General features: G+C 47.5%; 24 protein-coding genes. 11 read left to right on the plus strand and 13 right to left on the minus strand.

Annotated elements, in window-relative coordinates:
- Positions 1 to 101 precede the first annotated feature (101 nt).
- The 4 genes from PRUTH_RS08345 to PRUTH_RS08360 all read left to right on the plus strand — a co-directional run bounded on the left by PRUTH_RS08345 (position 102) and on the right by PRUTH_RS08360 (position 4,589).
- Positions 102 to 1,286: a multidrug effflux MFS transporter gene (locus PRUTH_RS08345; RefSeq protein ID WP_151173033.1), complete on the plus strand. Its 1,185-nt coding sequence runs from the start codon at positions 102 to 104 to the stop codon at positions 1,284 to 1,286.
- A 251-nt stretch (positions 1,287 to 1,537) separates the two neighbouring features.
- Positions 1,538 to 3,358, plus strand: coding sequence for a S8 family serine peptidase (locus tag PRUTH_RS08350; protein ID WP_238319629.1), 1,821 nt, complete (start codon positions 1,538 to 1,540; stop codon positions 3,356 to 3,358).
- Positions 3,359 to 3,457: 99 nt separating this feature from the next.
- Positions 3,458 to 4,090, plus strand: a complete 633-nt coding sequence (locus tag PRUTH_RS08355) for a LysE family translocator (RefSeq protein WP_151173034.1) — start codon at positions 3,458 to 3,460, stop codon at positions 4,088 to 4,090.
- Positions 4,091 to 4,121: 31 nt separating this feature from the next.
- Positions 4,122 to 4,589 carry a methylglyoxal synthase gene (locus PRUTH_RS08360; RefSeq protein ID WP_045978231.1) on the plus strand — a complete coding sequence of 156 codons (468 nt, stop codon included), beginning with the start codon at positions 4,122 to 4,124 and terminating at the stop codon, positions 4,587 to 4,589.
- Positions 4,590 to 4,618: 29 nt separating this feature from the next.
- On the opposite strand, the gene PRUTH_RS08365 is transcribed toward PRUTH_RS08360, so the two are convergent.
- The 5 genes from PRUTH_RS08365 to PRUTH_RS08385 all read right to left on the minus strand — a co-directional run bounded on the left by PRUTH_RS08365 (position 4,619) and on the right by PRUTH_RS08385 (position 10,902).
- On the minus strand, positions 4,619 to 5,443 hold the full coding sequence (locus PRUTH_RS08365) for a DNA ligase (protein ID WP_257220912.1): 825 nt from the start codon (positions 5,441 to 5,443) through the stop codon (positions 4,619 to 4,621).
- A gap of 42 nt (positions 5,444 to 5,485) precedes the next feature.
- Entirely contained in the window at positions 5,486 to 6,142 is a 657-nt protein-coding gene (locus tag PRUTH_RS08370; protein WP_151173036.1) for an HAD family hydrolase, read from the minus strand.
- 84 nt (positions 6,143 to 6,226) lie between these two features.
- The gene (locus PRUTH_RS08375) at positions 6,227 to 6,523 is read right to left on the minus strand and encodes a hypothetical protein (protein WP_022945298.1); all 297 of its coding nucleotides are present in this window, start codon (positions 6,521 to 6,523) and stop codon (positions 6,227 to 6,229) included.
- Between the two features lie 123 nt (positions 6,524 to 6,646).
- On the minus strand, positions 6,647 to 8,914 hold the full coding sequence (locus PRUTH_RS08380; protein WP_022945299.1) for a TonB-dependent receptor: 2,268 nt from the start codon (positions 8,912 to 8,914) through the stop codon (positions 6,647 to 6,649).
- 338 nt (positions 8,915 to 9,252) lie between these two features.
- Complete coding sequence (locus PRUTH_RS08385; protein ID WP_151173727.1) at positions 9,253 to 10,902, minus strand: mechanosensitive ion channel family protein; 1,650 nt, start codon at positions 10,900 to 10,902, stop codon at positions 9,253 to 9,255.
- A gap of 215 nt (positions 10,903 to 11,117) precedes the next feature.
- Between PRUTH_RS08385 and PRUTH_RS08390 the strand changes: the two genes are divergently transcribed.
- Positions 11,118 to 11,669, plus strand: coding sequence for an HdeD family acid-resistance protein (locus PRUTH_RS08390; RefSeq protein ID WP_170268920.1), 552 nt, complete (start codon positions 11,118 to 11,120; stop codon positions 11,667 to 11,669).
- A gap of 24 nt (positions 11,670 to 11,693) precedes the next feature.
- On the opposite strand, the gene PRUTH_RS08395 is transcribed toward PRUTH_RS08390, so the two are convergent.
- Genes PRUTH_RS08395 through PRUTH_RS08405 form a run of 3 tightly spaced genes read right to left on the minus strand, consistent with a single transcriptional unit; the run spans position 11,694 to position 13,488 of the window.
- The gene (locus tag PRUTH_RS08395) at positions 11,694 to 12,266 is read right to left on the minus strand and encodes a MiaE family protein (RefSeq protein ID WP_151173038.1); all 573 of its coding nucleotides are present in this window, start codon (positions 12,264 to 12,266) and stop codon (positions 11,694 to 11,696) included.
- Between the two features lie 58 nt (positions 12,267 to 12,324).
- Entirely contained in the window at positions 12,325 to 12,966 is a 642-nt protein-coding gene (locus PRUTH_RS08400; protein WP_151173039.1) for a sulfotransferase family protein, read from the minus strand.
- A gap of 45 nt (positions 12,967 to 13,011) precedes the next feature.
- Positions 13,012 to 13,488, minus strand: a complete 477-nt coding sequence (locus PRUTH_RS08405) for a DUF2383 domain-containing protein (protein ID WP_151173040.1) — start codon at positions 13,486 to 13,488, stop codon at positions 13,012 to 13,014.
- A 163-nt stretch (positions 13,489 to 13,651) separates the two neighbouring features.
- Here PRUTH_RS08405 and PRUTH_RS08410 point away from each other — a divergent pair, with 163 nt between their 5' ends.
- Positions 13,652 to 14,992, plus strand: a complete 1,341-nt coding sequence (locus PRUTH_RS08410; RefSeq protein ID WP_151173041.1) for a sigma-54 interaction domain-containing protein — start codon at positions 13,652 to 13,654, stop codon at positions 14,990 to 14,992.
- 38 nt (positions 14,993 to 15,030) lie between these two features.
- Here PRUTH_RS08410 and PRUTH_RS08415 read toward each other — a convergent pair whose 3' ends face one another.
- Entirely contained in the window at positions 15,031 to 15,726 is a 696-nt protein-coding gene (locus PRUTH_RS08415) for a LiaF domain-containing protein (RefSeq protein ID WP_151173042.1), read from the minus strand.
- Positions 15,727 to 15,960: 234 nt separating this feature from the next.
- Between PRUTH_RS08415 and PRUTH_RS08420 the strand changes: the two genes are divergently transcribed.
- Together PRUTH_RS08420 and PRUTH_RS08425 are read left to right on the plus strand one after the other, a co-directional pair.
- Positions 15,961 to 17,130 carry a GGDEF domain-containing protein gene (locus tag PRUTH_RS08420; RefSeq protein ID WP_151173043.1) on the plus strand — a complete coding sequence of 390 codons (1,170 nt, stop codon included), beginning with the start codon at positions 15,961 to 15,963 and terminating at the stop codon, positions 17,128 to 17,130.
- 75 nt (positions 17,131 to 17,205) lie between these two features.
- Positions 17,206 to 17,592, plus strand: a complete 387-nt coding sequence (locus PRUTH_RS08425) for a hypothetical protein (protein ID WP_045978237.1) — start codon at positions 17,206 to 17,208, stop codon at positions 17,590 to 17,592.
- Between the two features lie 17 nt (positions 17,593 to 17,609).
- Here PRUTH_RS08425 and PRUTH_RS08430 read toward each other — a convergent pair whose 3' ends face one another.
- Both PRUTH_RS08430 and PRUTH_RS08435 read right to left on the minus strand, forming a co-directional pair.
- Positions 17,610 to 17,963, minus strand: a complete 354-nt coding sequence (locus PRUTH_RS08430; RefSeq protein WP_022945309.1) for a YbbD-related protein — start codon at positions 17,961 to 17,963, stop codon at positions 17,610 to 17,612.
- A gap of 89 nt (positions 17,964 to 18,052) precedes the next feature.
- Positions 18,053 to 18,403, minus strand: a complete 351-nt coding sequence (locus PRUTH_RS08435; protein ID WP_053910254.1) for a PhlB family protein — start codon at positions 18,401 to 18,403, stop codon at positions 18,053 to 18,055.
- Between the two features lie 145 nt (positions 18,404 to 18,548).
- Here PRUTH_RS08435 and PRUTH_RS08440 point away from each other — a divergent pair, with 145 nt between their 5' ends.
- The gene (locus PRUTH_RS08440) at positions 18,549 to 20,048 is read left to right on the plus strand and encodes an amidase family protein (RefSeq protein ID WP_151173044.1); all 1,500 of its coding nucleotides are present in this window, start codon (positions 18,549 to 18,551) and stop codon (positions 20,046 to 20,048) included.
- On the opposite strand, the gene PRUTH_RS08445 is transcribed toward PRUTH_RS08440, so the two are convergent.
- Entirely contained in the window at positions 20,038 to 20,628 is a 591-nt protein-coding gene (locus PRUTH_RS08445; RefSeq protein WP_022945313.1) for a YqaA family protein, read from the minus strand. The two genes, PRUTH_RS08440 and PRUTH_RS08445, sit on opposite strands and share 11 nt — an antisense overlap.
- A gap of 207 nt (positions 20,629 to 20,835) precedes the next feature.
- Here PRUTH_RS08445 and PRUTH_RS08450 point away from each other — a divergent pair, with 207 nt between their 5' ends.
- Positions 20,836 to 21,261: a CBS domain-containing protein gene (locus PRUTH_RS08450; RefSeq protein ID WP_045978239.1), complete on the plus strand. Its 426-nt coding sequence runs from the start codon at positions 20,836 to 20,838 to the stop codon at positions 21,259 to 21,261.
- A 7-nt stretch (positions 21,262 to 21,268) separates the two neighbouring features.
- Here PRUTH_RS08450 and PRUTH_RS08455 read toward each other — a convergent pair whose 3' ends face one another.
- Positions 21,269 to 21,652: an MmcQ/YjbR family DNA-binding protein gene (locus tag PRUTH_RS08455; RefSeq protein ID WP_138508749.1), complete on the minus strand. Its 384-nt coding sequence runs from the start codon at positions 21,650 to 21,652 to the stop codon at positions 21,269 to 21,271.
- 208 nt (positions 21,653 to 21,860) lie between these two features.
- Here PRUTH_RS08455 and PRUTH_RS08460 point away from each other — a divergent pair, with 208 nt between their 5' ends.
- Positions 21,861 to 23,900: a S9 family peptidase gene (locus tag PRUTH_RS08460; protein WP_151173045.1), complete on the plus strand. Its 2,040-nt coding sequence runs from the start codon at positions 21,861 to 21,863 to the stop codon at positions 23,898 to 23,900.
- The last annotated feature ends 8 nt before the right edge of the window (positions 23,901 to 23,908 follow it).

Raw genomic sequence — 23,908 nt, forward strand, 5'->3', positions numbered from 1 at the left:
GCGAAAATCAATTCATAACAAACAAATAACACGAAAATGCTGGTATCTAATAGTGTTACTCTTACAATGTTGGCTTGTATTATTAGAGTATTACTGAGTCTGTGCGTCATTCATCTTCCAAGCAAAGTAAAACCCTGCTGCTCGTATTGATGCTGCTAGTGGTATTTTGTCCACTCGCTATTGATATTTATTTACCCGCTTTTGTGGTTATGGCCGAGCAAATGGCTGTGTCTCAAGCACAATTACAACAAAGCGTTGCCGTGTTTATGCTCACCGTTGGCTTAGGTCAGCTAGCTGCTGGCCCGCTTGCCGACAAGATAGGTCGACGCCCTGTCGCCATCGGAGGAGCCGTGTTATATGGGGTATCGGCACTGGCCGGGGCCTGGGCACCGAGCTTCGAATGGCTGCTAGTCGCAAGAGCATTTCAAGGCTTGGGGGCATGCGCGACGTTTGTGGCTGCCTTTGCCATTGTGCGCGATGTTTTTGGACCTGCCCGTAGTGGACAAATGCTGACCTATTTAAATGGTATTGTGTGTTTTATCCCAGCACTGGCCCCCATTTTAGGGGCCTGGCTCACCGTACAGTTTTCTTGGCAGAGCAATTTTGTATTTATGGCGCTATGGGCTGTGATTGGTATCACCGCCACCCTTGTACTGTATCGCGAGACACGCCCTGCGGACAGTCACTATCAAGGTCACCTCCTCGACTTACGACGCTTTATGCCCATTATCCGCTCGCCCATTTTTACTTTTAATGCGGCCATAGCGATGATCACTATGAGTTCCATCTTGATGTTCGTGACCGCAGCCCCAGGGTGGATCATGCAGCACCTAGGCCATGATATTGGCACCTTCACCTTTTGGTTCACCGTTAACGGTGCCTTGAGTGTCCTCGCCTGCTTTATCGCTCCTCAATTTATAAAGCGATCTAGCCGTAAAGCCTTACTGTGGGGACTATCTTTGCTATTAGTCAGTGCCGGAAGCTTAGTGTTATTGCGACACTCTAGCGCTATCGCTGCGTTAATGTTCCCCATGTTTGTATGTGCAATGGGGTATGCACTGATTTTGGGCAGTGCAGCTGGCGCAGCACTCGCGCCTTTTGCCAAACAAGCCGGTACTGCTTCGGCACTTGTTGGCGTTATGCAAATGAGTGGCGCTGGCGTACTCGTGCTTTTAAGTCAGCAATTACAACTAGCAGCCCCCGTTGCCATTGCATTGCACATCGCCGCGTTATTGCCATTTTGGTTAGTGCTATTAAGTAAGCGGGGACGTTTGTTGCACAAATAAGAACCAACCTTTATCAGGTACTCTAGTGAGAACAGTTACTGTTCTCACTAGATTTTTATATTTTTTAGACTCTTAGACTCCTATATATACACAAAGCTTCTGTTCTCCACCTTTTATTATTCCAAAAAAGTTATTAATAACGAGTCCAAAACCTTGCTGTTTTCCCTAAAGCGCGTACTATTGTTAAAGAATGTTAATCTATAGTTAACAACCTCCAACCGCTACATATAGAGGAAACTATGAAAAAAACAATGATTCGCAGCGCAATTGCGCTTGCTATTTTGGGCGGCGCCACGCAGGTATCTGCGGCTGACGACCGTTACATCATCCAAGTTGACAACGATAAAAAAGGCGTCGTTAAAGCGCTCGCTAAAAAGCTTGGTGGTGATGTTAAGGTTGATGGCAATGGCTTTTTTGCTGCTACCTTTACCGGAATGGACTTATCGACAGTTAAAGGTTTGTTGAACAATCCCCACATCAAGTTGATTGAGACTGATAGTCGCCGCTACCCCATGTCTGCTTACAGTGACGATATTGGCGATCCAATGACTCAGCAACTTACCCCGTATGCGGTGTATCAGTCGCAAGCGGATCAAGTCACTTTTAACGCTAACAGTGGCATGAAGGTCTGTGTTATCGATTCGGGTTTAGATAGCTCAAATACCGACTTCAACTGGGGCGCGATTACGGGCGACAATGACTCAGGCACAGGTAACTGGTTTGAGCATGGCGGCCCTCACGGTACGCATGTTGCTGGTACCATTGGTGCTGCTGATAATAACCAAGGTGTTGTAGGCATGGCACCGGGCGTGGATATGCACATCATTAAAGTATTTAATGAAAGCGGCTGGGGTTATTCTTCTGATCTGGCGCATGCTGCCAACTTATGCGCGCAAGCGGGTGCCAATATCATTAACATGAGTTTAGGCGGTGGTGGCAGCAATAGCACTGAAGAAAATGCCTTTGCTAATTTCGCTGCCAATGGTGGCTTATCCGTTGCGGCCGCAGGTAACGATGGTAATAACGTGCGCTCATACCCTGCAGGATATACCTCGGTCATGATGATTGGCGCCAATGATGCCGATAATAACATTGCCGATTTCTCCCAGTATCCGAGCTGTACCTCAGGACGTGGTAAGAAAGCCACTGACGACGAGCGTATCTGTGTTGAAGTTACCGCAGGCGGTGTTGATACGCTCTCAACTTACCCTGCAGGGATGGCTGCATTTGCTTCGGCGACCGCTGATGGCGCCGCGTTTGAAGTATCAGCAATGGAAAACACCGGTGCAACCAGTGGCGATTTATACTTCATGGGCACCGCTGAAGCAGTTGACAGCAACGCATCCGGTAAAGTGTGCTTAATCGATAGAGGCAATATCTCGTTCCACGATAAAGTCGCTAACTGTGAAAACTCCGGCGGCCTTGGCGCTATTATTGTCAATAATGAATCAGGCATGCTTTACGGCACGCTTGGGGATACTAACAGCACCACTATTCCAGCAGTAGGCGCAGCGTTAGAACAGCGCACCACGCTGATGGCAGCAACGAACGCAAGCATTAATATTAGCGCCAGTGACTACGGTTACATGAGCGGTACATCCATGGCCACACCTGCTGTGGCAGGCCTTGCGGCCTTAGTTTGGTCAAATCATGCCAGCTGTAGTGGTGAAGAAATTCGTAACGCCTTTAAAGCGACGGCACAAGACCAAGGCGCTGCCGGTAAAGATGTATACTTCGGTTACGGCATCGTCAAAGCGGCCGCCGCTGATCAGTACCTATTAGCGAATGGTTGTGGTGGCAGCGGCGGCGGAGATACCGGCGGTGAGCCTGAGGCCGACATTAGCCTTAGCGCCTCTGGTTATAAATCTCGCGGTGCAGCCTTTGTTGATTTGAGCTACAGCGGTGCGGCTACCTCAAATGTTGACATCTACCGTGATGGTAACTTGATCACGACCACCGCAAACACCAACAGCTACACCGATAGCCTAGGTAAAGTACGTGGTAGCTTCGGTTATCAAGTCTGTGAGCAAGGTTCAACAGTGTGCTCAGCAACCATCACTGTTAATTTCTAAATTACTGCCTTTGACAAACATTCAAAGCGGGCTTCATGCCCGCTTTATTCTTCATAGCTAAGCTGATAGATTTACCGCTTTAGCTTTAAGCACACCATCATGCTCAACCCTGAACTATTACTTTCATTTCTCGGTGCCAGTTTCCTTATTGCCGTGGGCCCCGGCCCCTCTAATGCATTTCTAATGGCGCAAACCTTTGCCAACGGTCGCCAGGCAGGGATTCAATGTGCTATTGGCTTCGCACTCGGTGGTGTTATTCATACCCTTTTTGCAGTTGTTGGCTTATCTGCATTACTGAAAGCATCAGCGACAGCCTATACAGCCGTGCAGTATTTAGGGGCATGTTATTTAGCCTATTTAGGGATCATGACGCTGTGGCAAAGCTGGCAAGCAACGGCTATAGAGCAAGAGGATAAACCGCATGTCAGTGTCAAAAAGCAAAGCCCACTTTTTCAAGCAATGATGACGGAAGTGCTAAACCCCAAAGTGGCTCTGTTTTTCATTGCCTTTATTCCGCAGTTTGTTGACCCTTCATTGGCCACTTCAACCACTGCTCAACTGGCTATCTTTGGACTACTTTATCCCGTACTGGCGCTGCCTATTGACTGCACCTATATTTATTTCGGCGATAAAATTGCCCAGTACTTTAAGACTCACCCGAGTGCACAGTGTTGGATAGACCGCCTGACAGGTTTGATTTTCATTGCATTGGCTATCAACCTGCTGTTATAAAATGATAAATACGATTTATCGAGGCCCAGCAGTGAAACAAAAACAACAACCCCTTCCGCCAATTAAAACCATTGCGTTAGTGGCTCACGATGGCAAAAAACAAGCATTGGTAGATTGGTGTCAGCGTCATAAAAGCGTACTCGAAGTGCATAATCTGTACGGCACAGGAACCACAGGGCTGCGCATAGAAAAAGAAACGGGGTTAGGTGTTACTAAATTGCTAAGTGGCCCTATGGGTGGCGATCAGCAGCTCGGAGCAAAAATCGCTGAGCATCACATCCATATGCTCATATTTTTTTGGGATCCGCTTTCATCTCAGCCCCATGATCCCGATGTTAAAGCGCTACTGCGCTTAGCTGCGGTCTGGAATATCCCCGTGGCTTGTAATGAAGCCACAGCCGATATGTTGCTAGCAAGCACTTACATGCAAAGCATTATGCCACGTAGCTTACCAGATTATGACAATTACCTCGCTGACAGAAGCCTCGACAACGAGTAAATCACTGCCCACGACGCTGATAGAGCGCGTTAATTAAGCGGTTTTCTTTGTCTCAAATAGCTGGCAAAACGTGGCACGCCATTTTTTGTATAGCCATGGTATTTAAACGTTATAGTACTGCCGATAGCGGGAGGATTTGCCCGCTCGGCGTCGCTAAACCCAGTGCCAATTTTGAACTGCTTACCGCGCTTATCAACGACTATCAGAGCACCAAGCATACCTTGATATTTACCCCGTCCCTGCTGATAACCAATGACTTTAGCTTCGCTATCCATGTAAGGTTTCAGTTTTAAAACATTATCACTGCGCCCGGGATTGAAACGCGCATCACGACGGTGCAATATCACCCCTTCCGCGCCTTGGCTAACTAACTCACTAAACCACTGCGATAATTGTGCACGGGTATTAAAGCGATGTTGTTTAATCGCCTCTAAGTTATTGCAGTCGCAGTGAGCTATCGCATGTGTGTAGTCACTGTAGCGCTTGAAAAAAGGTTTATCGCTCGGTGCATCAAACACCATAAAGCGAATATCCTGCCAATGCTGGGCATTGGGTTGATTGTCTAATACGGTGTTACTGACATGATTGAAGCGCCCTCGTCCCGCCCAGAGCTCACCATCAAGGCGCACCGGTGGCCAGTTTGCGGTAAAATTAGCGGGTGTATTGATAAGTAAACCACCACGACTGCGCAACTCGCCGTTAATCCAAGTCGCACGGATCCCGTCGTACTTTTCCGACGCAAGGTAGCGCTCTACTTGGTGTTTATCAGTGAGCTGTTTCGCCAACTCCACCGGCGGTGTCGTCGCCCACAATACGGGGCTGGCTAAAAGGATTAATGTGAAGAGTAAGCGCATGACCATATCCTTATGCTGTTCGCTTACTCTTTAGTGTAGTGGCTATTTACGGATTTGTAGCAACTGTTGATATAAATCCGCCAGGTTAGCAAAGCGCCCATCCGCGTGGCTAAAATCTTGGGTAAGAGTGTGTGTATTGGGCACCACAGCAACGCGCAGACCAGCACTTTTGGCCGACATAGAGCCGGCATGGGTGTCTTCAATGGCGAGGCTTTGCTGCGCATTCGCACCTAATAAGGACAGGCCTAAAAGGTAGGGCTGCGGCGCGGGTTTTGGCTCACTAACATCGTCCTTGGTGACCACACAGGCAAAGTACTCTGCCAATTCGTAACCGTGCAATATTGGCATCACCTCATCACGCGTACTGCCGGTCACAAGCCCTATCTTGAAGCCATCCTCACGACAATGTTGCAAGATTTCCAGCGCATAGGGCATTAGCCGTGGTAAAGAAGTGGCGGCCACTTTGGCAAACTGGTCATTTTTTTGCTGCGCCAATGTCTCTGCACTAATCGCCAAATTATGCTGTGTGACCACCTCTTTCGCGGATGCCAAGGTTGGACGACCGCTGTAACGCTGGCAGAACTCCACCTCATCATAGGCAATACCATAAGGTGCTAAGATGTTATTCCAACACTGAAAGTGCAGCGATTCGGAATCAACCAAAGTGCCGTCGAAATCAAATAATACGGTGGTGATCATGTGGGTACTCTCTCATGTTCATGTTACCGCCCCGACCGCTATGAAATGTATCAGCAAGGGCGAGTAAAATGGGCCGCTAGATGCTTATTGCTGTACTCCTGCAGGCGGCTCTGCTGAAGCCGGCTCGCCACTTTCTATTTCTACCAGTTCATAGCCTCTGGCTTGACGAACGACTTTCAAAGCCGGTTTCGCAAAGGCACTTTTTAAGCGCTCAGCATCCGCTTTTAGCTCTTCTATGTCGTGTCCGAAGGGCGCAGCGCCGGTCTCTGACCAATTGGTCACTTTACCATTGCTGGTATATTCCACTTCATGAATCTGATAAAGCGGCTCTTTTCCGGCTTCCTCAGCCAAAATAACGCGGTAGTTCCAAAATCCAGACATAGTTACTCTCTCTATAAACACTCCCCTTAGGGCTTAGCGCAAACTTTACCAGCTCAAGCTCCCAATATAAACGAAAAAACCCGCCAATTGGCGGGTTTCAATAAAGCTAAAAATGATTCTCGCTTAGAAGAAACTCACTTTAAATTCAGCACCGATGTAGCGCTCTTCATTCACCATTGCGGTGTTGTTGTTGAAGTCGATAGCACCGATAGCTTGCTGCTCATCAAACATGTTGCGTACGAAAGCTGATACTTCATACTCGTTATCACCCTGGTACCAAGTATAACCAGCACGTAGGCCTACTTCCGTTAGCGGTTTGCCTTCAAACTCAACAGACTCGTATAGGAAGTAGTTGATTTCACTACGGTAAGAAACATCGGCGTAAGTGAAGAAATCACCCTCGCCCATAGGTCTCATATAGCTAAGCGTTAGGTTTGAGATCCACTCAGGCGCATGCGGTAGGCTGTTACCGTCAAGAATTGCCTGGCCACTGTTGTTAACAGGGTTGGTAACGATACACTGTGCACAGACATCAACTGCTAGGGTGTCATCTTTCAGTTCAGTGTTGTTGTAACTGAGGTTAAAGGTCGCATTAAGGTTGTCGGTTAACACCCACTGGGTATCAACTTCGAAGCCATAACCGGTGGTTTCATCAGCATTCACTAAACGGTTAAAGTTAGCACCACCACCAACCGCAGTAAGCTGCTGGTCGTCCATGGTGTAATAGAATACCGCCGCATTGACGCGACCACGGCCATCAAGAATATCCGACTTAATACCGGTTTCGAAAGAGGTCACGGTTTCAGACTCTGCAATCGTCACTTCGTTACCAAATAAGATACGACCTTGGATACTTGGAGCGCGGAAGCTATTTGCTACCCGAGCGTACCAATTGATGTCATCGCTCACTTTGTAATTGGTTGAGATATCCCAGCTCACGTGGTCATCACTTGGGTTCTCAGTAAGGAGCAATGCACCGCCACCGACAGGGCTTTGGGTACGATTTGCTGAGAATTCTTTCTCATCGTCTGAGTAACGCAGACCCACAGTGACTTTCAAATCATCAGTCAAAGTGTAATCCGCTGAGCCGAATACCGCCCATGCTTTGGTATCCTGCTGTTGAATCACGTAGCCATTCAATATACCAGGCTGCGCACCATAGGTGTCATAGCTAAAGTTTTCAATGGTTAATGCTTCATCAAAGTAGAAAACACCCACTTGGTAATTGAAGTCACCGGCAAAGTTACTCGATAGACGAAGCTCTTGCGTGTATTGGTCTTGATCTGGGATGCCATCGGCACTTTCAGATGGGAATGGAATAACACCCGGGCCCATGTCCGGTAAGAACGCAGCACCGTAACCACCGTCAATGTCGGCGCGCGAATAAATTTCTGCGCTTTCCCATGCAGAAATAGAGGTCAGGGTGTAAAAATCATTAACGTCCCACTCAAGCTTAAGGCTTGCACCTTGCGACTCAACCTGTTGCGTCGCGCGCGATGCAGCATCGTGGTAAACCACGTCATGCTCAAAGTTGTCGACTAAATCGTTGCTACCGCGTTTAATAGCATTGGCGCGAAAGGCGATAGGCGTACCATCAAGGTCGCGTACGTGGTAGTTAAACAAGCCGGTGAAGTCGTCACCTTCGTACAAGAATTGTACACGCGCTGCTTTTTCACTGTAGCCGCCAAGCACATCTTCTTGTTCAAAACCTGGCGCGCGGTTATCAATGTAGTCGTCTTTTTCTTGCCATAGCAAAGAGACACGCGTTGAAAGGCGATCGGTTAACCCACCACCGACAGCGCCTTCAAAATCTACGGCACCACGGCTACCGTATGAGACTGAGCCATAGCCTTCAAATTCTTGACTCGGTTTAACCGTATCGAACTTCACCAAACCTGCTGGGGTGTTACGGCCAAACAATGTACCTTGTGGACCGCGAAGTACTTCAACGCGGGCAACGTCAAATACCGGGAAGCCTTTTAAAATGGCGTTTTCTTGAACAACTTCATCAACAACAAGCGAAACCGGTTGTGAGGCATTCAAATCGAAGTCTGTATTACCTAGACCACGAACATAAAAGCGTGGAAATGAACGACCAAACGAAGATTCAATAGATAGACTTGGGATTTTCGCATTCATAAAACGAATGTCCATGCCCGCAGAGCTATAGGCTTCTAAGCCATCACCTTGCAGTGCAGATACCGCAACAGGCACTTCCTGAGCGTTTTCTACACGCTTACGTGCGGTAATTTGAATAACTTCGAGAGAATTGTCTTTTGCTGCAGGACCTTGTTGTTCAGCAGCGATTGAAGAGAATGAAGAGCCGGCAGCGGCTGAGAACAACGCTGCGTTAATTAATGTTGCAAGCGTGGTACGTTTCATTGCTTTCATGTTGGTTTTAGCCTTTTGTACACTCTTTTGTTCAACGGTAGATATGTAGCGCCGTTTCACCTGGCACAATGTTCAATTTTGCGCGCATCCTCGAGCGCGGACCTTAAATTTGAGAGTGTAAGAGCAAAAATAAGGCTGAACATTACGGGCGAGAATTATAGCACTGAAATCTGAAATTAGTTCAGTAAAAATTCATTAATTTGCAACATTTATCTACTTTTAGATACAGGTTTGATTTTTTTAACCGATTTTAGATGCAAATAAGGACATTTGTCCTTTTAAGTGCAAATTCACCCTTGCGTACCTAGACACATTTGCTATATCTCGCTCTGCCTGCATTATAGTTTTGCAAAACTCAGTGGTTCAGGCGCAGCTAATGCGATCCCTAGTCGGTTCAAGCACTCGATAATTTGTAGGTTTAACGATTCAACTATGTGCAGATAATAGTCAAAGTCTGTGGTTTGTGCATAACTTAACACATCTATTTTTATGCCTCTGGACACAAACCCGCTGAGTCGTACTCGACACGGTTGGTCGGCAATATCTTGGTGCTGCTCAAGTATCTCGCGGATCTGCTCTAATAACTGCGCTAACACCTGGTGTTGAGTTGAGCGCTCAAGCACAATATCGGGTCTATAGGCTATGCGCTCACGCTCAGATATATTCTCAATTTCCATATCGACAAACTTGGCATTTGCTATGTGTATAACGCTGCGTTCCAAAGTGCGCATTCTCGTCGCACGCAGGCCTATCTCCTCAACAACACCAAAATAGCGACCAACACGACATATCTGACCAACTTTGACCGGCGCAGAAGCATACAAGGTAATCGCACCGATAATGTTTTCTACCGACTTTTGTGCTGCTAAGGCCAGCGCCAAGCCCCCAATTCCAAGCCCAGCAATCAGTGTTGTGGCACTAAAACCTAAATTCTCAAACCAGACTAATAAGGCAATAAGAGTCAGCAGAATCTTCACGACATTCCCTGCAGGGCGCAGTAAAAATTCGGCCTGAGTATTGTTGTTGCGTTGCAAGCGTAACGTTAGACGCAAACGAATAACATCAACGACTTTAAGCAAAAACCACGTCCACGCCAGAATTAACAAAGTTGCGCCTTCGAATATAGCTCGGGTGGCCAAGGTGGAATTAGCCTCAGAGGAGAAAGTGCGGGCCAACACAATCCCCAGTAAAAAACATAATGGCCCGGTTACTAACGCTTTTGCTGGCTGACTCACGTCGGCTTTAGCACGCAATAGCAAATACAGAAAAATGCGCGTACTTAGATAAGCAATCAGTAAAAATGCGAGCAGGTTCAGGCTGTAATAAACCCATTGCCACAACTCAACCCCTAAAAATACCCCATGAGGTAGGTGGCGGTACAGCCACTCACCCGCTTGAGAATAACCAAACTCTTGGCGTAAAAATGGCACTTGGTTTACGGTCGCATTGGACACTTTCCATATGTAGTTACCCGGGGTGTCACCGGGCACACGCTGCAATAAAATTTGCACCGCTCCTCGTGAGGTGTCTATCTCTCCCACTAGGTCGCGATAACTAGGCACAGGCTCACTACGACTGCCTGCGGGGTGATTACTCAGCGCCTGCGTATCTACCCATAAAGTGCGATTAAGCACCAAATAGAGGGTGTGCGCGAGCTCAGCATGATTCATCGCCTGAGCTCGCAGCGATAAATTGCGAAAGTCCAAGTAGTGCGCCGCACGCTCAAAGTCGCGTTGGTGGGCTGCATGCAAATATCCCTGCATAGCACTACGCGGCGTTTGTCGATTAAACTCATCGATTATTAGGCGCTCGTTAGTAGCAACCTCATCGTCTGGTAACGTAGACTGCTCGGCGTGCTCACTGTTATCCTTTGCCTGTTGTTGCTCATTGTTTAAAATTTCTTTCACCGTAACTTTGGCTTCAAGCGAGTAAGGTAAAACAAGGGCAAGGGCCAAAAGCCCACATTTGAAACTACGCCAAGGGTTCATCACATCATCCATCTGTTCTCGCACTCTATAAAGCATAGCCATAAGCGCCAAACTTGCGCACGTGGGTCGATATAAATTGCCTTCAAAGCAGGCACTTGCTAGATTGACTAAGCAATTGGCACTATCAATTTAACCACTTAGCCTGTTTGCAGGCTGCATCGATAAATAGCACGGGCACAACCTATTGGACTGTGTTGTTATCGCGAGGAGGGATGATGAGTATCGCAAAGTCACTACCCGGACAATGGCCCATTTTCATACTGCAAGGCTTAGTAGCAATCATATTTGCGACCATCGCTTGGTTATCACCGCAATTAACTATCAACGTGTTAATTTTTATTTTTGCGGCCTTCTTTTTACTTGATGGCGGCTCAAGAGTCTGGCTGGCGTTAAAACAAAAAGGCCAGAACGGCTATTGGTTTGTCACCTTAATAGCCGGCCTTTTGGGGATTGTTGCGGCCATTATCACCTTGATCATGCCCCAACTAACGGCCTACGTGATGCTCTACCTCATCGCCTTTTGGGCAGTCGCTATCGGTGTTACAGAAATCGTTGCGGCAGTGAAATTAGCTAAACATTTACAGGGCACCACGCTTATATTAATCAGTGGTGTATTGTCGGTGTTATTTGGTGGCTACCTTATTTTCAACCCCGGACAAGGTATTATTGCCATGCTTTGGCTAGTCGCTCTGTATGCCTTTGTGTTTGGCCTTATTTTATGTTGGCTAGGGGTTAAGTTACGCACCCTCGAGAAGCAATTCGACTAGCTCGCGCTAGTCGAATTTGAGTTATTAGTGCAAGGCTGCACGAAATGGTAAAGAAGCGCAAATTTGTGCCTCGCGCTCAATCACTTGGGCTAACCGCGCATCGACTTCAGCCTTGTCGAAATACTCATAAGCAAGCTCAACAAATAAGTTTTTATGTTTTTCTTCTGATTTTGCAATCGCGACATAAAATTCTTTGTCTTTACCAGGTGGCAACGCGTCAGCTATTAGCGCGAAGCGCTCATGGCCTCGAGCTTCAATCACAACCGCGACCAGCAGCCGGTCCATCATAAACACGTCTTTTCCATGGCGAAACATGCCTCGCAGCTGATTCACATAAGGGTCTTTTTTATCATCCCCTAGGTTCACATCGCGCTCGCTTAGCAACTTAACCACTTGTTTAAAATGAATCATCTCTTCGAGCGCTAAATCAGTCATCGCTTTAACGAGCTTGCGTTTATCTGGGTAGTGAGACAGCATTGACAACGCCATGCCCGAGGCTTTTTTCTCAGCGCCAGCATGGTCTTGTAAAAATGTGTCAAAATCGGCCAGTACAGCGTCAGTCCATTGTGCTGGCGTGTGGTATTTGAGTTCGAACATAGTCAATATGATGGGTATACAAACAATGGCCGGCATTCTATACCAAATTTGCACGCACTCATACCGCTTCCCCCCTAAGCCACGCCTCAAGGTTGTCGACCTTGCCGTTGCGCGTGGAGGGTACTTTCAGCGGGTGCTTTAAGTCGCGCCAAGCCATCACCTTATTATGCTGGTTAAGGTGCGCAAATTGCTTGCTCGTGCTATTGGCTCCAACAAACTGGCAAAATTGCTGAAAACTCTGCGGCTCACTGATATCAATTGTCAGTAAACGGTGCGCTTGCTGAGCAAAATACGTCGATACCTGTTGCTGATGCCGCTTATAGCAATATTCAAGGTGCTTACCATCAGTTAGGCTTTGTTCATTCAAAGGCGAAAATACTCGATGGTAACTTGCTTTAAGAAGCGGACTAAACCCCCCTGTATCGCTCAATAAATTGGTTTTCATTCGCGGCAATAAGCGTTGGACAGACTCCAGCCAACGCTCTGGTTGACGTTGCAAGAGCACAAATTTTGCTTCAGGGAAGCGCTCAGCCAGCTCCGGGTAGTGGCTAAAGCACGGTGTGTCGGCGACGAGCTCCGCGCGCTCAAAACACGCTTTAGTATATGCTGTGTGGGCGGTACGAAGACCTAAATCGAGCGCAGCAGCACACACGCTGGTGGTGCCGCTGCGCGGTAAACCTATCACAAATATTTTCGACATGGCCATAGTATGGGTTGTTAAACATTGCTATGGCCGTTATTGTACTCACTGCGTTGCGTGGCTGCGAGTATTCGCTGGTTTACATGCACTGAGTTGGTCGATACACATCTGGATATCGGCAGTAATACTCGCTAAAGCGCCTTTGAGTGCTGGGTCGCGAGCTTCACTGACTGCTTTTTTTATTTTCGCCAATAACTTCTTTTCGAACTCAATGAGATCGATTATCATTGACTGCTCAGGCCTGTTAGAAAAATGACTCTTAGCTTGCGCGTACCAAGCGATCGCTGTACCCAGCCAAGTATTTTCTATACTGCTGTGATCGGGATTTTCATCCACATCGTAGACAGATAACTGGGCTTGTTCCCGTATTTTTGCCATATTGATAAAGACATGCCTGACGTTGTAGTCACCGACCTGTTCGGCTGCCTGCTTATAAAACGTCGCCGCATCTCGGTTCAGCTTAAGAATATCTTTGGCAATTTTTTTATCACGTTTTGCTTGTGTTTGGTCAAGATGAACCATATCTAGACTCCTATGGTCGCTGATGTACCAAGTTCACCTGCAATTCATATACCATTATTTATTTTATTATAAATCAGAAGGTTAGAAGGACCTCCTCGCTGAACCCGAGTAACATCTACCCGCTGACTTGTTATTTTTACAACTCTTTCAAGGAGAGTGATGTATGCACCAGGTTAAAATGTTTGTACAACTCAGCGATCCCGAGCTGGTCTCGAAGCTGGCTAAATTAGAAGTATTAAAAAAGTTTCAGCTGGTCTACGCAAACGAGTTTGAGCCGTGGGAAGCGCAAGTTGCCCAGTCGGGGTGTGATATTGCATTGGTGGAACTCGAAGAATTCAATGAACAAGGATACAACACCCTAAATGACACCGACGCGTTATCGCACGTTGAGTTTCTATTTTTAAGTAAAGGTAAGCCAAATCCATATCTTGATAAGTTGATGCGCGATGGTGCCGGGTTCCACTGCCGTGCCCCGTATGATTTGGAACTGATTAGCGAAACTCTGCAAGACAGCTACGAACTGTTTGGTGAAGCCAGCCAATCAAGTAAAGCTGTTGAGTCCAGCGACCTTGACCAATTTGGTTTATTAGTTGGCTCTTCTAAGTCTATGCACAAGTTGTATCGTACTATTCGTAAGGTCGCACGCACTGATGCTAACGTGATGATTATTGGCGAAAGTGGTGTAGGTAAAGAGCTCGTTGCCAATACCGTTCATATTGCTGGCGATAAGCCACAAGCACCTTTTGTTGCGATAAACTGTGGTGCGCTTTCCCCAGAGCTCATTGATAGTGAGTTATTTGGTCATGTTAAAGGTGCATTTACAGGTGCTCACCGCGATCACCAAGGGGTCTTCGACCAAGCTAAAGGCGGTACGCTGTTTTTAGACGAAGTAACAGAGATGCCATTAGAGCAACAAGTTAAGTTACTGCGCGTGCTCGAAAGCGGAGAGTATCGCGCCGTAGGCAGTCAACAAGTGAAACATGCTGATGTGCGTATTGTTTGTGCAACCAACCGTAACCCGCAACAAGCCATTGATGATGGCATTTTCCGTGAGGATTTATACTTCCGCTTAGCGCACTTCCCTATCCGAGTGCCACCACTGCGCGATCGAGGCAATGACATCACCGGCCTCGCTGAGCATTTCCTGGCCTACCGTAATGCCCAAGAATTGAGCCACAAACGTATCGCTACCGATGCACTTAGCCGCATTGCTGCTTATAACTGGCCAGGCAACGTTCGGGAGCTAAAACACACCATTGAACGAGCGATGATCTTGGCCGATGACGTAATCAAAGCCGAGCATCTTTCATTGGGTGAATCAGTAAGCAAAAGCGCCAGCAACAGCGTCGATATTCCTACTGGCGTTTCCTTGGAAGAGTTGGAAAAAGCGGCAATTTTGAAAAACTTGGAAGAGAACGCCGGCAACAAAACGGATACCGCTGAACAATTAGGTGTTAGTGTGAAAACACTTTACAACAAACTAGAAAAGTACTCTCAGGACTAATCTGTTTACGGGGCTTGCTATGAACAAGCCCCGACATTTTAGCCATCATATCGGTTGCGGCTTTTACTCTGCTCCCGGCCATCAAATAAATCACGTAAATCAAAGGCAAAGGCCTTTAATTTCTCTTTCATCGTTCGCTTAATACTGACTTCCACACTCCCGAGAATAATACGCCCATGGATAATAATGCGCGGTCGCTGTTTATCTTCGTATCGCGGCCCAAGTGAGACCCGCTTATTAACCAGTGACCCCATGATATTGGTGGTCTGAGTTTGCACATCTACATTCTCTGGCACCACAATTTCATCACTGCCCAAAATACAATTAACGTAAATGTGTACTTCAGGGTGAGAAAAGATAGCGTTGGTAAAGTCTAATTCAATGCTTCCCAAATAGTTGTTTAGATGAATCTCTTTAGGGACAACCCATTCACCGCTGCGTTGGTCCGAGCTTAATATGGCGGTAATTTTCTCACCATTAACCTGCTCGCTACTTTGCGTGAAAGGAGTGCGCATACGTGCCGCCTTCTCGCTGTTGTAGCGTGGGTCGCTGTGCAGCGGCAGATCAGCAACCAATGTTGCTAGTTGCTCTTGGCAGCTGCAGTCATACGCTTGATCAAGGCGACGTTCAAACGCCTGCGCTGAAATTTCACCATGACTGTAATTTAAAATTAGCTGATCGATGATCTCTTCTTTTACTTGCGCTAACGGCCTGTCCTTTAAAGGAACACTCATGTTCACACTCCTGTTGTCGTTTTGCTTACCTAAGCAAAATCAGCGCCAAATATTAATTCCTTTAGTTTCAGTCAGATGGAGATTAAGCCAGTTCACCGCATTCGCCAAAACCACCATATTTACGCTTAATTAACGATATTTTAATTATCTTTACTGAGTAACTCCCCATGGCGCGGGTTGCGACGCCAAGTAGGTGAACTAAACTTCAAGTGTCACCCCAACATCCCGAGTGCCATGTTACATCTACCAACATTGATAGTGGTATCGACTTTACTCAACGCCTTTATTGGCGTCTTTTTGTTGTTGGTGTTTTACCAACGTGCGCAACGAAGCTTTTTGTATTGGGGATTATCTTGTCTGGTATTTAGTTTAGCTGAAATAAGCGCGACTCTGCGTGTGTTTATCGACTTGCCGGTACTGACCCATTACAGCGCCCAACTATTGATGATAACAGCGCCATTGCTGGTGCTAAGAGGCATACTCTGGTACAGCTCTTCAAAACACCATAACCCGTTGTTTATCTATTTTATTCTGGGTTTCAGTGCGTTGTTACTGGCGTTGTTGCACCACCAACCACTGTGGGGGCAGATTTACACCTCTATGGCTATTGCCACACTATTCTTTGCCGCTGCAGCGGCTATTAGAACAACAACCAAAGGCAATATATATGCCGCCACTTTGCTTGTTCTCGTCACCTTGCATGCGCTGGTAATGTTGGTTCAAACGGGCCTGTTGCTTACCAATTTGTTGCACTGGGAGCAATCATTACCACCTTGGACCAAACAGTTAGTTCTTGCTGTTCACTTACTACTGACCACGTGCACGGCACTAGTGTTTCCGATGCTTTTTTTCATACGCTCAGAAGCTAAACTCACTAACTTAGCTAATTTCGACCCACTCACAAACTTGTACAATCGTCGTGCGTTTTTCTATGAAGGCGAAAAACGACTCGCGCAGTGTATTGCTAAGCAGCAGCCACTTGCAGTCATGATGATAGATTTGGATTACTTTAAGAAGGTCAATGATCAGTTTGGTCACGATGGCGGAGACGCTGCGTTGCAATGGGTGAGTCAGCGCATTCGCGAGCAACTCAGAGAAGATGATTTAGCTGCGCGTATTGGCGGAGAGGAATTCGCAGTGATTTTAGCCAATACCGATCAACGCACGGCGCTCAAAGTGGGCGATCGCTTACGTAAGGCCATTGCCGAGGGCTCATTTTATTGGCACCATCAGCGCCTGCCGCTGAGCATTAGCATCGGCGTCACTTGCCGAGAAAGTGGCCATTTTGATATTAAAAAGATGCTGATTGAAGCGGATAAAGGCCTTTACGAGGCAAAAAGCCGTGGCCGTAACTGCTTGGTTGAAACCCATCATAGCGACACCACCACGGCTTCTACTGGCTAACACAAACCGACATACAAGGGTTTGAGTAATAATAACTTTTAAGAGACAATAACGCTTTTACACGGAGATCAGTAAATGCGTCACACCCTTGTCATTGCCTTGGTGGCCTTATTCACCCTGAGTGCCTGCAAAACCACAGTGCCAGTGCGAGACTTTCCTTATAATGCCATTCCTATGGCTCAGAGCCAAAACCACAGTGATAAGGATATTGAAAAAGCCATTATCAAAGCATGCCTGCAGCTCGGCTGGCAGTGTGCAGCTAAAAGCGAAGGGGTCGTTGCTGCGGTGCTCAATATTCGCACTCATCAGTTGACGGTTGATATTAATTATACCCCGAGCCAGTTTTCGGTAGAGTATGTTGACTCTGTCAATTTGAGATACGATGGCAAGAAAATCCATCGCCAGTATGTCAATTGGGTCAATAATTTAATACGCCATATTCAGGCTGAATTAGTAGTCTAACGCAACGGGGTATTGCCTCACTTTGAATGTGAGCGGTACTCCACCTTGCCGTCTTTATGTAAATTAAACAACCACACCTGTTCGCCATGATAATACACAAATTCGTAGCCTGGGTATGGGCTTTGCTGTAACCGACTGGCAAACGTATTGATATCCGCTGGCGCAATTTTAAAGCGTCCCGTCGCCCGTTTTCTATCGGCATGGGTGTTAACTTGAAATGCCTTGGCCGATAACGGCAATACCTCAGGTAGCTCCCCCTGCTCAAATAGTTGTGCTCTGTGTGCATCTGCATAACTTGCGTAATAGCGGGTTTGTGGTTCGCTACACGCCGCAAGTGATAACGTCAGTAACAACCCTGTTAGTAATCGCACTGTTTGCCCCTTTGCTCTATTCGAGCTTATAACCTAGCGACTGATCACTGACCCTAGGCTTAACTTTAGTGCAGCAACTAAGGAGGGAGCTAAAATTGCAGCTGAGCGATGTTAGCGCCGCAGTAAAAGCAATGACGGCGACGAGGGCTCACCTTGTGACCACAGTCTTTGCAGTGACTCGACGATGCGACTTTACCGTCGAGTTTGCCATCACGTAGGTCAATTTCCTCTATCTTTCGTAAAATGTCGCTACGGCTGACTCCCATATCTTGCAACAACTCCAACGCCGCTAAATTCATTAAATATAGGGAGTCGATTTTTTCTTCTAGTGCCTGCAAATGCGCACTATTACCTTGCGAACGGTGTTTGTTTTGGTCGTTCGTGACGTCATTTTTACGGATACGAAGGTCTTGAAAGGCTTGGTGTAAATATTGGCTCATAGCTATCGTCCATGGGTTATGAAAGAAGCCATAGTAACGCAAATGACACCGATGTTGGCAAGCACTTCACTCACCCTATTGCAGTTGACCGCAGACAACGAAGGCCGCTAATCTAAAGGCACATAATAACAATAAGGATACGCTCGTGAACCACACCCGGCTTACGATATCAACACTGCTCTTGTGTATGGCCTTCAGCGCCAATGCGCAAAAGACCGAAACAGTGTCGCACCTTCAGCAACAACTCCATAGTGAACAGAGCTCTGCCACTAAGCTTACCCAACACTATTTAACACGTATTGACGCGCTAAATGATAACTATCGTGCGGTGGTGGCCATTAACAATAACGCCCTACACGATGCGCAGCGCCTTGATAACTTGGCTCGTGAAGGTCAATGGCAAGGAGCACTTCATGGTATGGCGGTACTGGTGAAAGACAATATAGCCGTTGCTAACATGGCCACTACAGCTGGGGCCTTGGCCTTAGCGCAGAATGTCAGCAGCGCCGATGCCCAGGTCATTTCTCAGTTACGCAGCGCCGGAGCGATTATCCTCGGTAAAGCCAATCTTAGCGAGTGGGCGAACTTTCGCTCCAACAGCTCTTCATCTGGTTGGAGTACCCTAGGTGGACAAACGGCTAATGCCGTTGATGCAACCCGTAGCCCATGCGGCTCCAGTTCTGGCTCAGCCGTGGCGGTAAAACTGGGCTTCGCGCCCCTCGCGTTAGCCACTGAAACCGACGGCTCGATTGTCTGCCCTGCTGCGGCAAATGGTGTTTATGCGCTCAAACCTAGCTATGGTCAAGTCTCCCGCGTGGGTGTGGTGCCGTTAGCTGAAAGTCAGGATACCGTTGGAGTAATGGCTAATTCGCTAGCGGATGTGTTATTAGCGACTCAGGTCATCGCCGCACCTGACGCCCAAGATCCAAATCACCACGCCTTTCGCACCATCAATTACACAGAGGTAAAGCCCAGTAGGGCAAAGGAATTAACACTTGGCTATGTTGATTACAGCCACTTTACCGCCGAGACCCAGGCTGTGTTTAAAAAGCAGCTCAAGCAATTAGAGCGCCATGGCATTAAACTTATCGAACTGCCTCAAGCTGATCTGGGTAGTATGTACCGCCAAGAGTTCCAAGTGTTATTGTATGAATTCAAACGCGATGTGAACGCCTATCTGGCCGCCACGCCAGCGCAGGTAAAGGTGAAAACGCTAAGCCAGCTGATCGCCTTTAATGAACAGCACCAAGATCGCACCATGCCCTACTTCGGTCAAGAGCTGTTACATCAAGCAAATGCCATCGATTTACAAGCCCAACGCGAAGATTACTTGGAGGCATCACAGCAGTATCGCCTCACTGCGCGTAATGCACTACAACATTGGTTCACAGAAAATCAGCTCGATGCCATTATCAGCCCCACCAACTCTCCGGCATGGAAGATTGATAAAATTAATGGCGATCATTATCTCGGTGGCGCCAGCACGCTCGCTGCCGTGGCAGGTACGCTCCACATTACTCTGCCTTTAGCTGATGTTCAGGGTCTGCCTGTAGGGTTTTCTGTTATGGCGAATGTCGGCGGCGATGAACAAGCCATTGCAGCGGCCAAAACCATTGATTCACTGCTTGAGCACACTAGCCTTTAAGCGCGTTGGCTGCCCACCACAATAAAAGCACCGCAATAGAGAGGCCAGCAATGGCCTTTGTTTTGTGTTTTCTGATCACCCGCTCGGCATGATTACCAGCAAAATATACCACCGCCGCCAAGCCAAAATAGCGAATTGAGCGCGCTATTGCACTGGCTAAAACGAACATTAATAGGGAGTACTTGGTCGCTCCCGCAGCCAGCATCGCTATTTGAAAAGGAATAGGCGCAATACCTAACGTGAGCACAAACCAGAACCCTTGTGCTTGCATCTGTTGTTTGACTTGTTCAAATTGCTCAGGGCTAGAGAACGTATCAATAACCCACTGACCGACCAGGTCAAACAAAAAATAACCGATGGCATAACCAAACAAGGCACCGACTATACAGCCCAAAGTAGCCATAAGCGCGATTAACCATAGTTTATCTCGTCGAGCTTGCATCAATGGCACCATCACCGCTTCTAAAGGAATAGGCACAATGGTCGACTCTAAAAAAGAAGCGAAAGTGATGCCTTTAAGCATATGCTTCGAGTCTACGAGTTTTTGGGTCTTATGCTTTAACGTTTTTGAAATTGCCATCCGATGTGCCTTGTATAAAATTCAAAAGTTTAGTGAGTACTAATGACTCTGCTATTGTTCGCTCAGCAAAGAAGCTTTATAAGCTTATATTTACTACACTTAATGCAGTCTTATAGGCTTTTAGTCACGTATAAGACTGTTAAATGTCATAATAAAAACAGTGTATCAGCAGTCACTTTAACCGTTTCTGTATGGGAACCAGCGCCTATGAAGTTAAGTAACTTAATGAGCACGCCAGTGGTTACTTGTTCACCCGATGACACCCTGCGCGTTGTTAATGATATTTTCAAACGCACGCAATTTCACCATGTGCTGGTGGTAGAGCAATCGTTATTAGTTGGGGTCGTCTCTGATCGCGATATTTTTAAGGCATTAAGCCCGAATGTTGGTAAGGCCTCGGCATCTAAAGCCGACTTAGCCACTCTCAATAAACGCGTTAGCCAAATTATGACTCATTCCCCTGTTTGCTTACCAGTACATGCGCAACTTATTGATGTGGTGAAGTTATTTAACGAACATATTATTACCTGTGTGCCTATCGTTAATGAACAGCGCCAACCGGTGGGGATTGTGACTTGGCGCGACATTATGCGTCTGTTACTCGAGCGCTATCAAAGCAAGGCCGGTAAATAAGCAGGCACTAAAGTAACGACAAAATCTGTTCACGCTCTTTCTTGGGCATGTTACTCACCACCAAAGTGTAGGAATTATCTATCATTCTTTGGATTTCGCCCGCTGGAATGGAGCCATCCAGTATCACCGTATTCCATAGCTTTTTATTCATATGATAACCAGGGATGACCGCAGTGAAAATATCGCGCAGAGCCTGGGCTTCATCAGGGTCACACTTTAAATTTACGCGCCAGTGGCGATTGTCTTTATCCTCTTTCCCCATTTTTCCAAGCGCTAGGGTGGCAAACATTTTATCTTTTACCTTGTAGACGTCGACCCCAGGGCCAAAGGGCTGCCCCACTGAGCTCAATGGCTTAGTGAGCAAATAATCATGTACGCCTTGACTGTCCATATAAACTCCTTTTAAGGCTAAGCAAACTAGGGCGAGCACTCGCCCAAGTAGGGCCTAATCTAATCATTTAATCTAATACCCCACAAGTATATTGAAAAAGTACCTCAGATCCGCAACTTACTCATACTCGCCGTTAATCGCATTGCAGTTGCCAGCATTAACCCACCCACCTAGGATGATATTTTCTGGTTAAAAAAAGTACTTACTTATGAATGCGCTAACCCCTTTGATACTCACAGCTGCGCTGCTTGGCGGCGCATCGTTGCCCGCCCAGGCCGACTACAAGACCTTTAGCTCCGAGGATATTTTTGCCCTCGAGTATGCCAGCGACCCGCAAATTAGCCCCGATGGCAAGCACATTGTGTATGTCCGTCGTGGCTACGACATCATGAAGGATAACAATAAGCAAAGCCTGTGGCTCTATAGCCTAAGCACTGATGAGCATACTCCGCTGTTTGCAGATCAATATAGTTACGCTCAGCCACGCTGGTCTCCCGATGGCACACGCATCGCCTTTACCAGTAACCGCAGTGGCTCTTTGCAAGTGCATATGCACTGGCTGGCGCAAGATAAAACGGCGTTATTATCACAATTGCCAAAACCAGTGCGCGACCTCACCTGGTCTCCTGACGGCACACAGCTGGCCTTTACCATGACGGTGCCACAAGGCCCTTCCGATTTTGTAAAATCAGTGAAGTTACCGAAAAAACCCAAAGGCGCCGACTGGTCTGAACCGGTTACGGTTACTGACAAAGCGCGCTACCAAGCCGATGGCCAAGGCTTTTTAACGCCCAGCTTTCGTCATGTGTTTGTGCTTCCAGCCGAGGGCGGCGCACCACGGCAATTAACACAAGGCGATTATCAACATTATGGGCCATTGGCTTGGAGCCCAGATGCGACACAAGTTGTGTATGCATCAGATAAGCATCCTGATTGGGAGTATCGCACCACTGAGCTTGACCTGTATGGCGTGGATATTGGTACGTATAGTACGACACAGCTCACCGATTTACCCGGCCGTGAGACCCACCCCCAATTCAGTCATGATGCTCAGCAGCTAGCCTTTCTATCCCGAGGTAACGCCGCTGTTCCTTACGTTAATACCGAGCTGAACTTGTTAAACCTCAAGTCCGGGGCCGTCAAGTCACTGACATCAGCACTGGATCGCGCTGTCGGCCATTATCAGTGGGCGGGCAAAGGGGATTTTGTCATTCAGTACGACGATCGCGGCCAACGTAAGCTTGCCACCCTAACCCGCGCAGGAAACATCACTGAACGCGTCAGCTCAGTCGCAGGCACATCCATAGGTCGCCCTTATGTCAGTGGTGAATTTTCCATGGCGAACAATGGTGCCCTCGCTTTTACTCAGGGCAGTGCTGAGCGCCCCGCTGATTTAGGGTATTTTCACCGCAACAAGCAGCGCACACTAACAGCGCTCAATGAGGACCTGCTCGGCCATAAAGCCTTAGGGCAAGTGCATGAGTTAACGGTTGAATCGCAGTTTGATGGAGAACCTATTCATGGCTGGTATATCACCCCTCCTGATTTTGATGCGACCAAGCAATACCCACTGTTGGTGGAAATTCATGGCGGCCCACACCTAGCCTATGGCCCCAGCTTTAGCGCCGAATTACAGCGCTATGCGGCCGCTGGCTATGTGGTGGTCTATATGAATTATCGCGGCTCCACCAGCTACGGCAAAGACTTTGCCTTGTTACTTGATGGTAAGTATTCCTCAAAAGAAGATTTTGCCGATCATAATTCCGCCGTTGACGCATTAATCGCTAAAGGCTTTATTGATAAAAACAATCTCTTTATTGCTGGTGGCTCAGCTGGCGGCATTGCTGCTGCCTACGCCATTGGTTTAAGCGACCGTTTTAATGCTGCGGCAATCACCAAGCCGGTGATCAACTGGGTCAGTAAAGTGCTTACCGCCGACAGTTATTTAGGGCAAATTCGCAACCAATTTCCGGGCATGCCGTGGGACAACCTCAGCCACTACTGGCAACGTTCACCACTGTCGTTAGTCGGTAACGTCACCACGCCGGCGATGATCATGACAGGAGAGCAGGACCGCCGCACGCCTATATCGGAGTCCGAGCAGTTCTATCAAGCGTTAAAACTGCAAAAAGTAGATACCGTACTGATCCGTGTACCCGGCTCTGCCCACGGTATTGCTGGGCGCCCCTCGCGGATGATTGCCAAAATAGAGCATACATTAGCCTGGTTCGAGCGCTATAGGAAATAACCTCAACA

The sequence above is a fragment of the Pseudoalteromonas ruthenica genome (assembly GCF_008808095.1).
GTDB lineage: Bacteria > Pseudomonadota > Gammaproteobacteria > Enterobacterales > Alteromonadaceae > Pseudoalteromonas > Pseudoalteromonas ruthenica.

Excerpts from the sequence above, each read along its gene's own strand:
- PRUTH_RS08365 (WP_257220912.1), bottom strand. The coding sequence starts at position 5,443 with ATGCGCTTACTCTTCACATTAATCCTTTTAGCCAGCCCCGTATTGTGG.
- PRUTH_RS08445 (WP_022945313.1), bottom strand. The coding sequence starts at position 20,628 with ATGGCAATTTCAAAAACGTTAAAGCATAAGACCCAAAAACTCGTAGAC.
- PRUTH_RS08425 (WP_045978237.1), top strand. The coding sequence starts at position 17,206 with ATGCGTCACACCCTTGTCATTGCCTTGGTGGCCTTATTCACCCTGAGT.
- PRUTH_RS08390 (WP_170268920.1), top strand. The coding sequence starts at position 11,118 with ATGAGTATCGCAAAGTCACTACCCGGACAATGGCCCATTTTCATACTG.
- PRUTH_RS08460 (WP_151173045.1), top strand. The coding sequence starts at position 21,861 with ATGAATGCGCTAACCCCTTTGATACTCACAGCTGCGCTGCTTGGCGGC.
- PRUTH_RS08385 (WP_151173727.1), bottom strand. The coding sequence starts at position 10,902 with ATGAACCCTTGGCGTAGTTTCAAATGTGGGCTTTTGGCCCTTGCCCTT.
- PRUTH_RS08450 (WP_045978239.1), top strand. The coding sequence starts at position 20,836 with ATGAAGTTAAGTAACTTAATGAGCACGCCAGTGGTTACTTGTTCACCC.
- PRUTH_RS08375 (WP_022945298.1), bottom strand. The coding sequence starts at position 6,523 with ATGTCTGGATTTTGGAACTACCGCGTTATTTTGGCTGAGGAAGCCGGA.
- PRUTH_RS08350 (WP_238319629.1), top strand. The coding sequence starts at position 1,538 with ATGATTCGCAGCGCAATTGCGCTTGCTATTTTGGGCGGCGCCACGCAG.
- PRUTH_RS08455 (WP_138508749.1), bottom strand. The coding sequence starts at position 21,652 with ATGGACAGTCAAGGCGTACATGATTATTTGCTCACTAAGCCATTGAGC.
- PRUTH_RS08415 (WP_151173042.1), bottom strand. The coding sequence starts at position 15,726 with ATGAGTGTTCCTTTAAAGGACAGGCCGTTAGCGCAAGTAAAAGAAGAG.
- PRUTH_RS08400 (WP_151173039.1), bottom strand. The coding sequence starts at position 12,966 with ATGTCGAAAATATTTGTGATAGGTTTACCGCGCAGCGGCACCACCAGC.
- PRUTH_RS08420 (WP_151173043.1), top strand. The coding sequence starts at position 15,961 with ATGTTACATCTACCAACATTGATAGTGGTATCGACTTTACTCAACGCC.
- PRUTH_RS08370 (WP_151173036.1), bottom strand. The coding sequence starts at position 6,142 with ATGATCACCACCGTATTATTTGATTTCGACGGCACTTTGGTTGATTCC.
- PRUTH_RS08435 (WP_053910254.1), bottom strand. The coding sequence starts at position 18,403 with ATGAGCCAATATTTACACCAAGCCTTTCAAGACCTTCGTATCCGTAAA.
- PRUTH_RS08410 (WP_151173041.1), top strand. The coding sequence starts at position 13,652 with ATGCACCAGGTTAAAATGTTTGTACAACTCAGCGATCCCGAGCTGGTC.
- PRUTH_RS08355 (WP_151173034.1), top strand. The coding sequence starts at position 3,458 with ATGCTCAACCCTGAACTATTACTTTCATTTCTCGGTGCCAGTTTCCTT.
- PRUTH_RS08380 (WP_022945299.1), bottom strand. The coding sequence starts at position 8,914 with ATGAAAGCAATGAAACGTACCACGCTTGCAACATTAATTAACGCAGCG.
- PRUTH_RS08395 (WP_151173038.1), bottom strand. The coding sequence starts at position 12,266 with ATGTTCGAACTCAAATACCACACGCCAGCACAATGGACTGACGCTGTA.
- PRUTH_RS08405 (WP_151173040.1), bottom strand. The coding sequence starts at position 13,488 with ATGGTTCATCTTGACCAAACACAAGCAAAACGTGATAAAAAAATTGCC.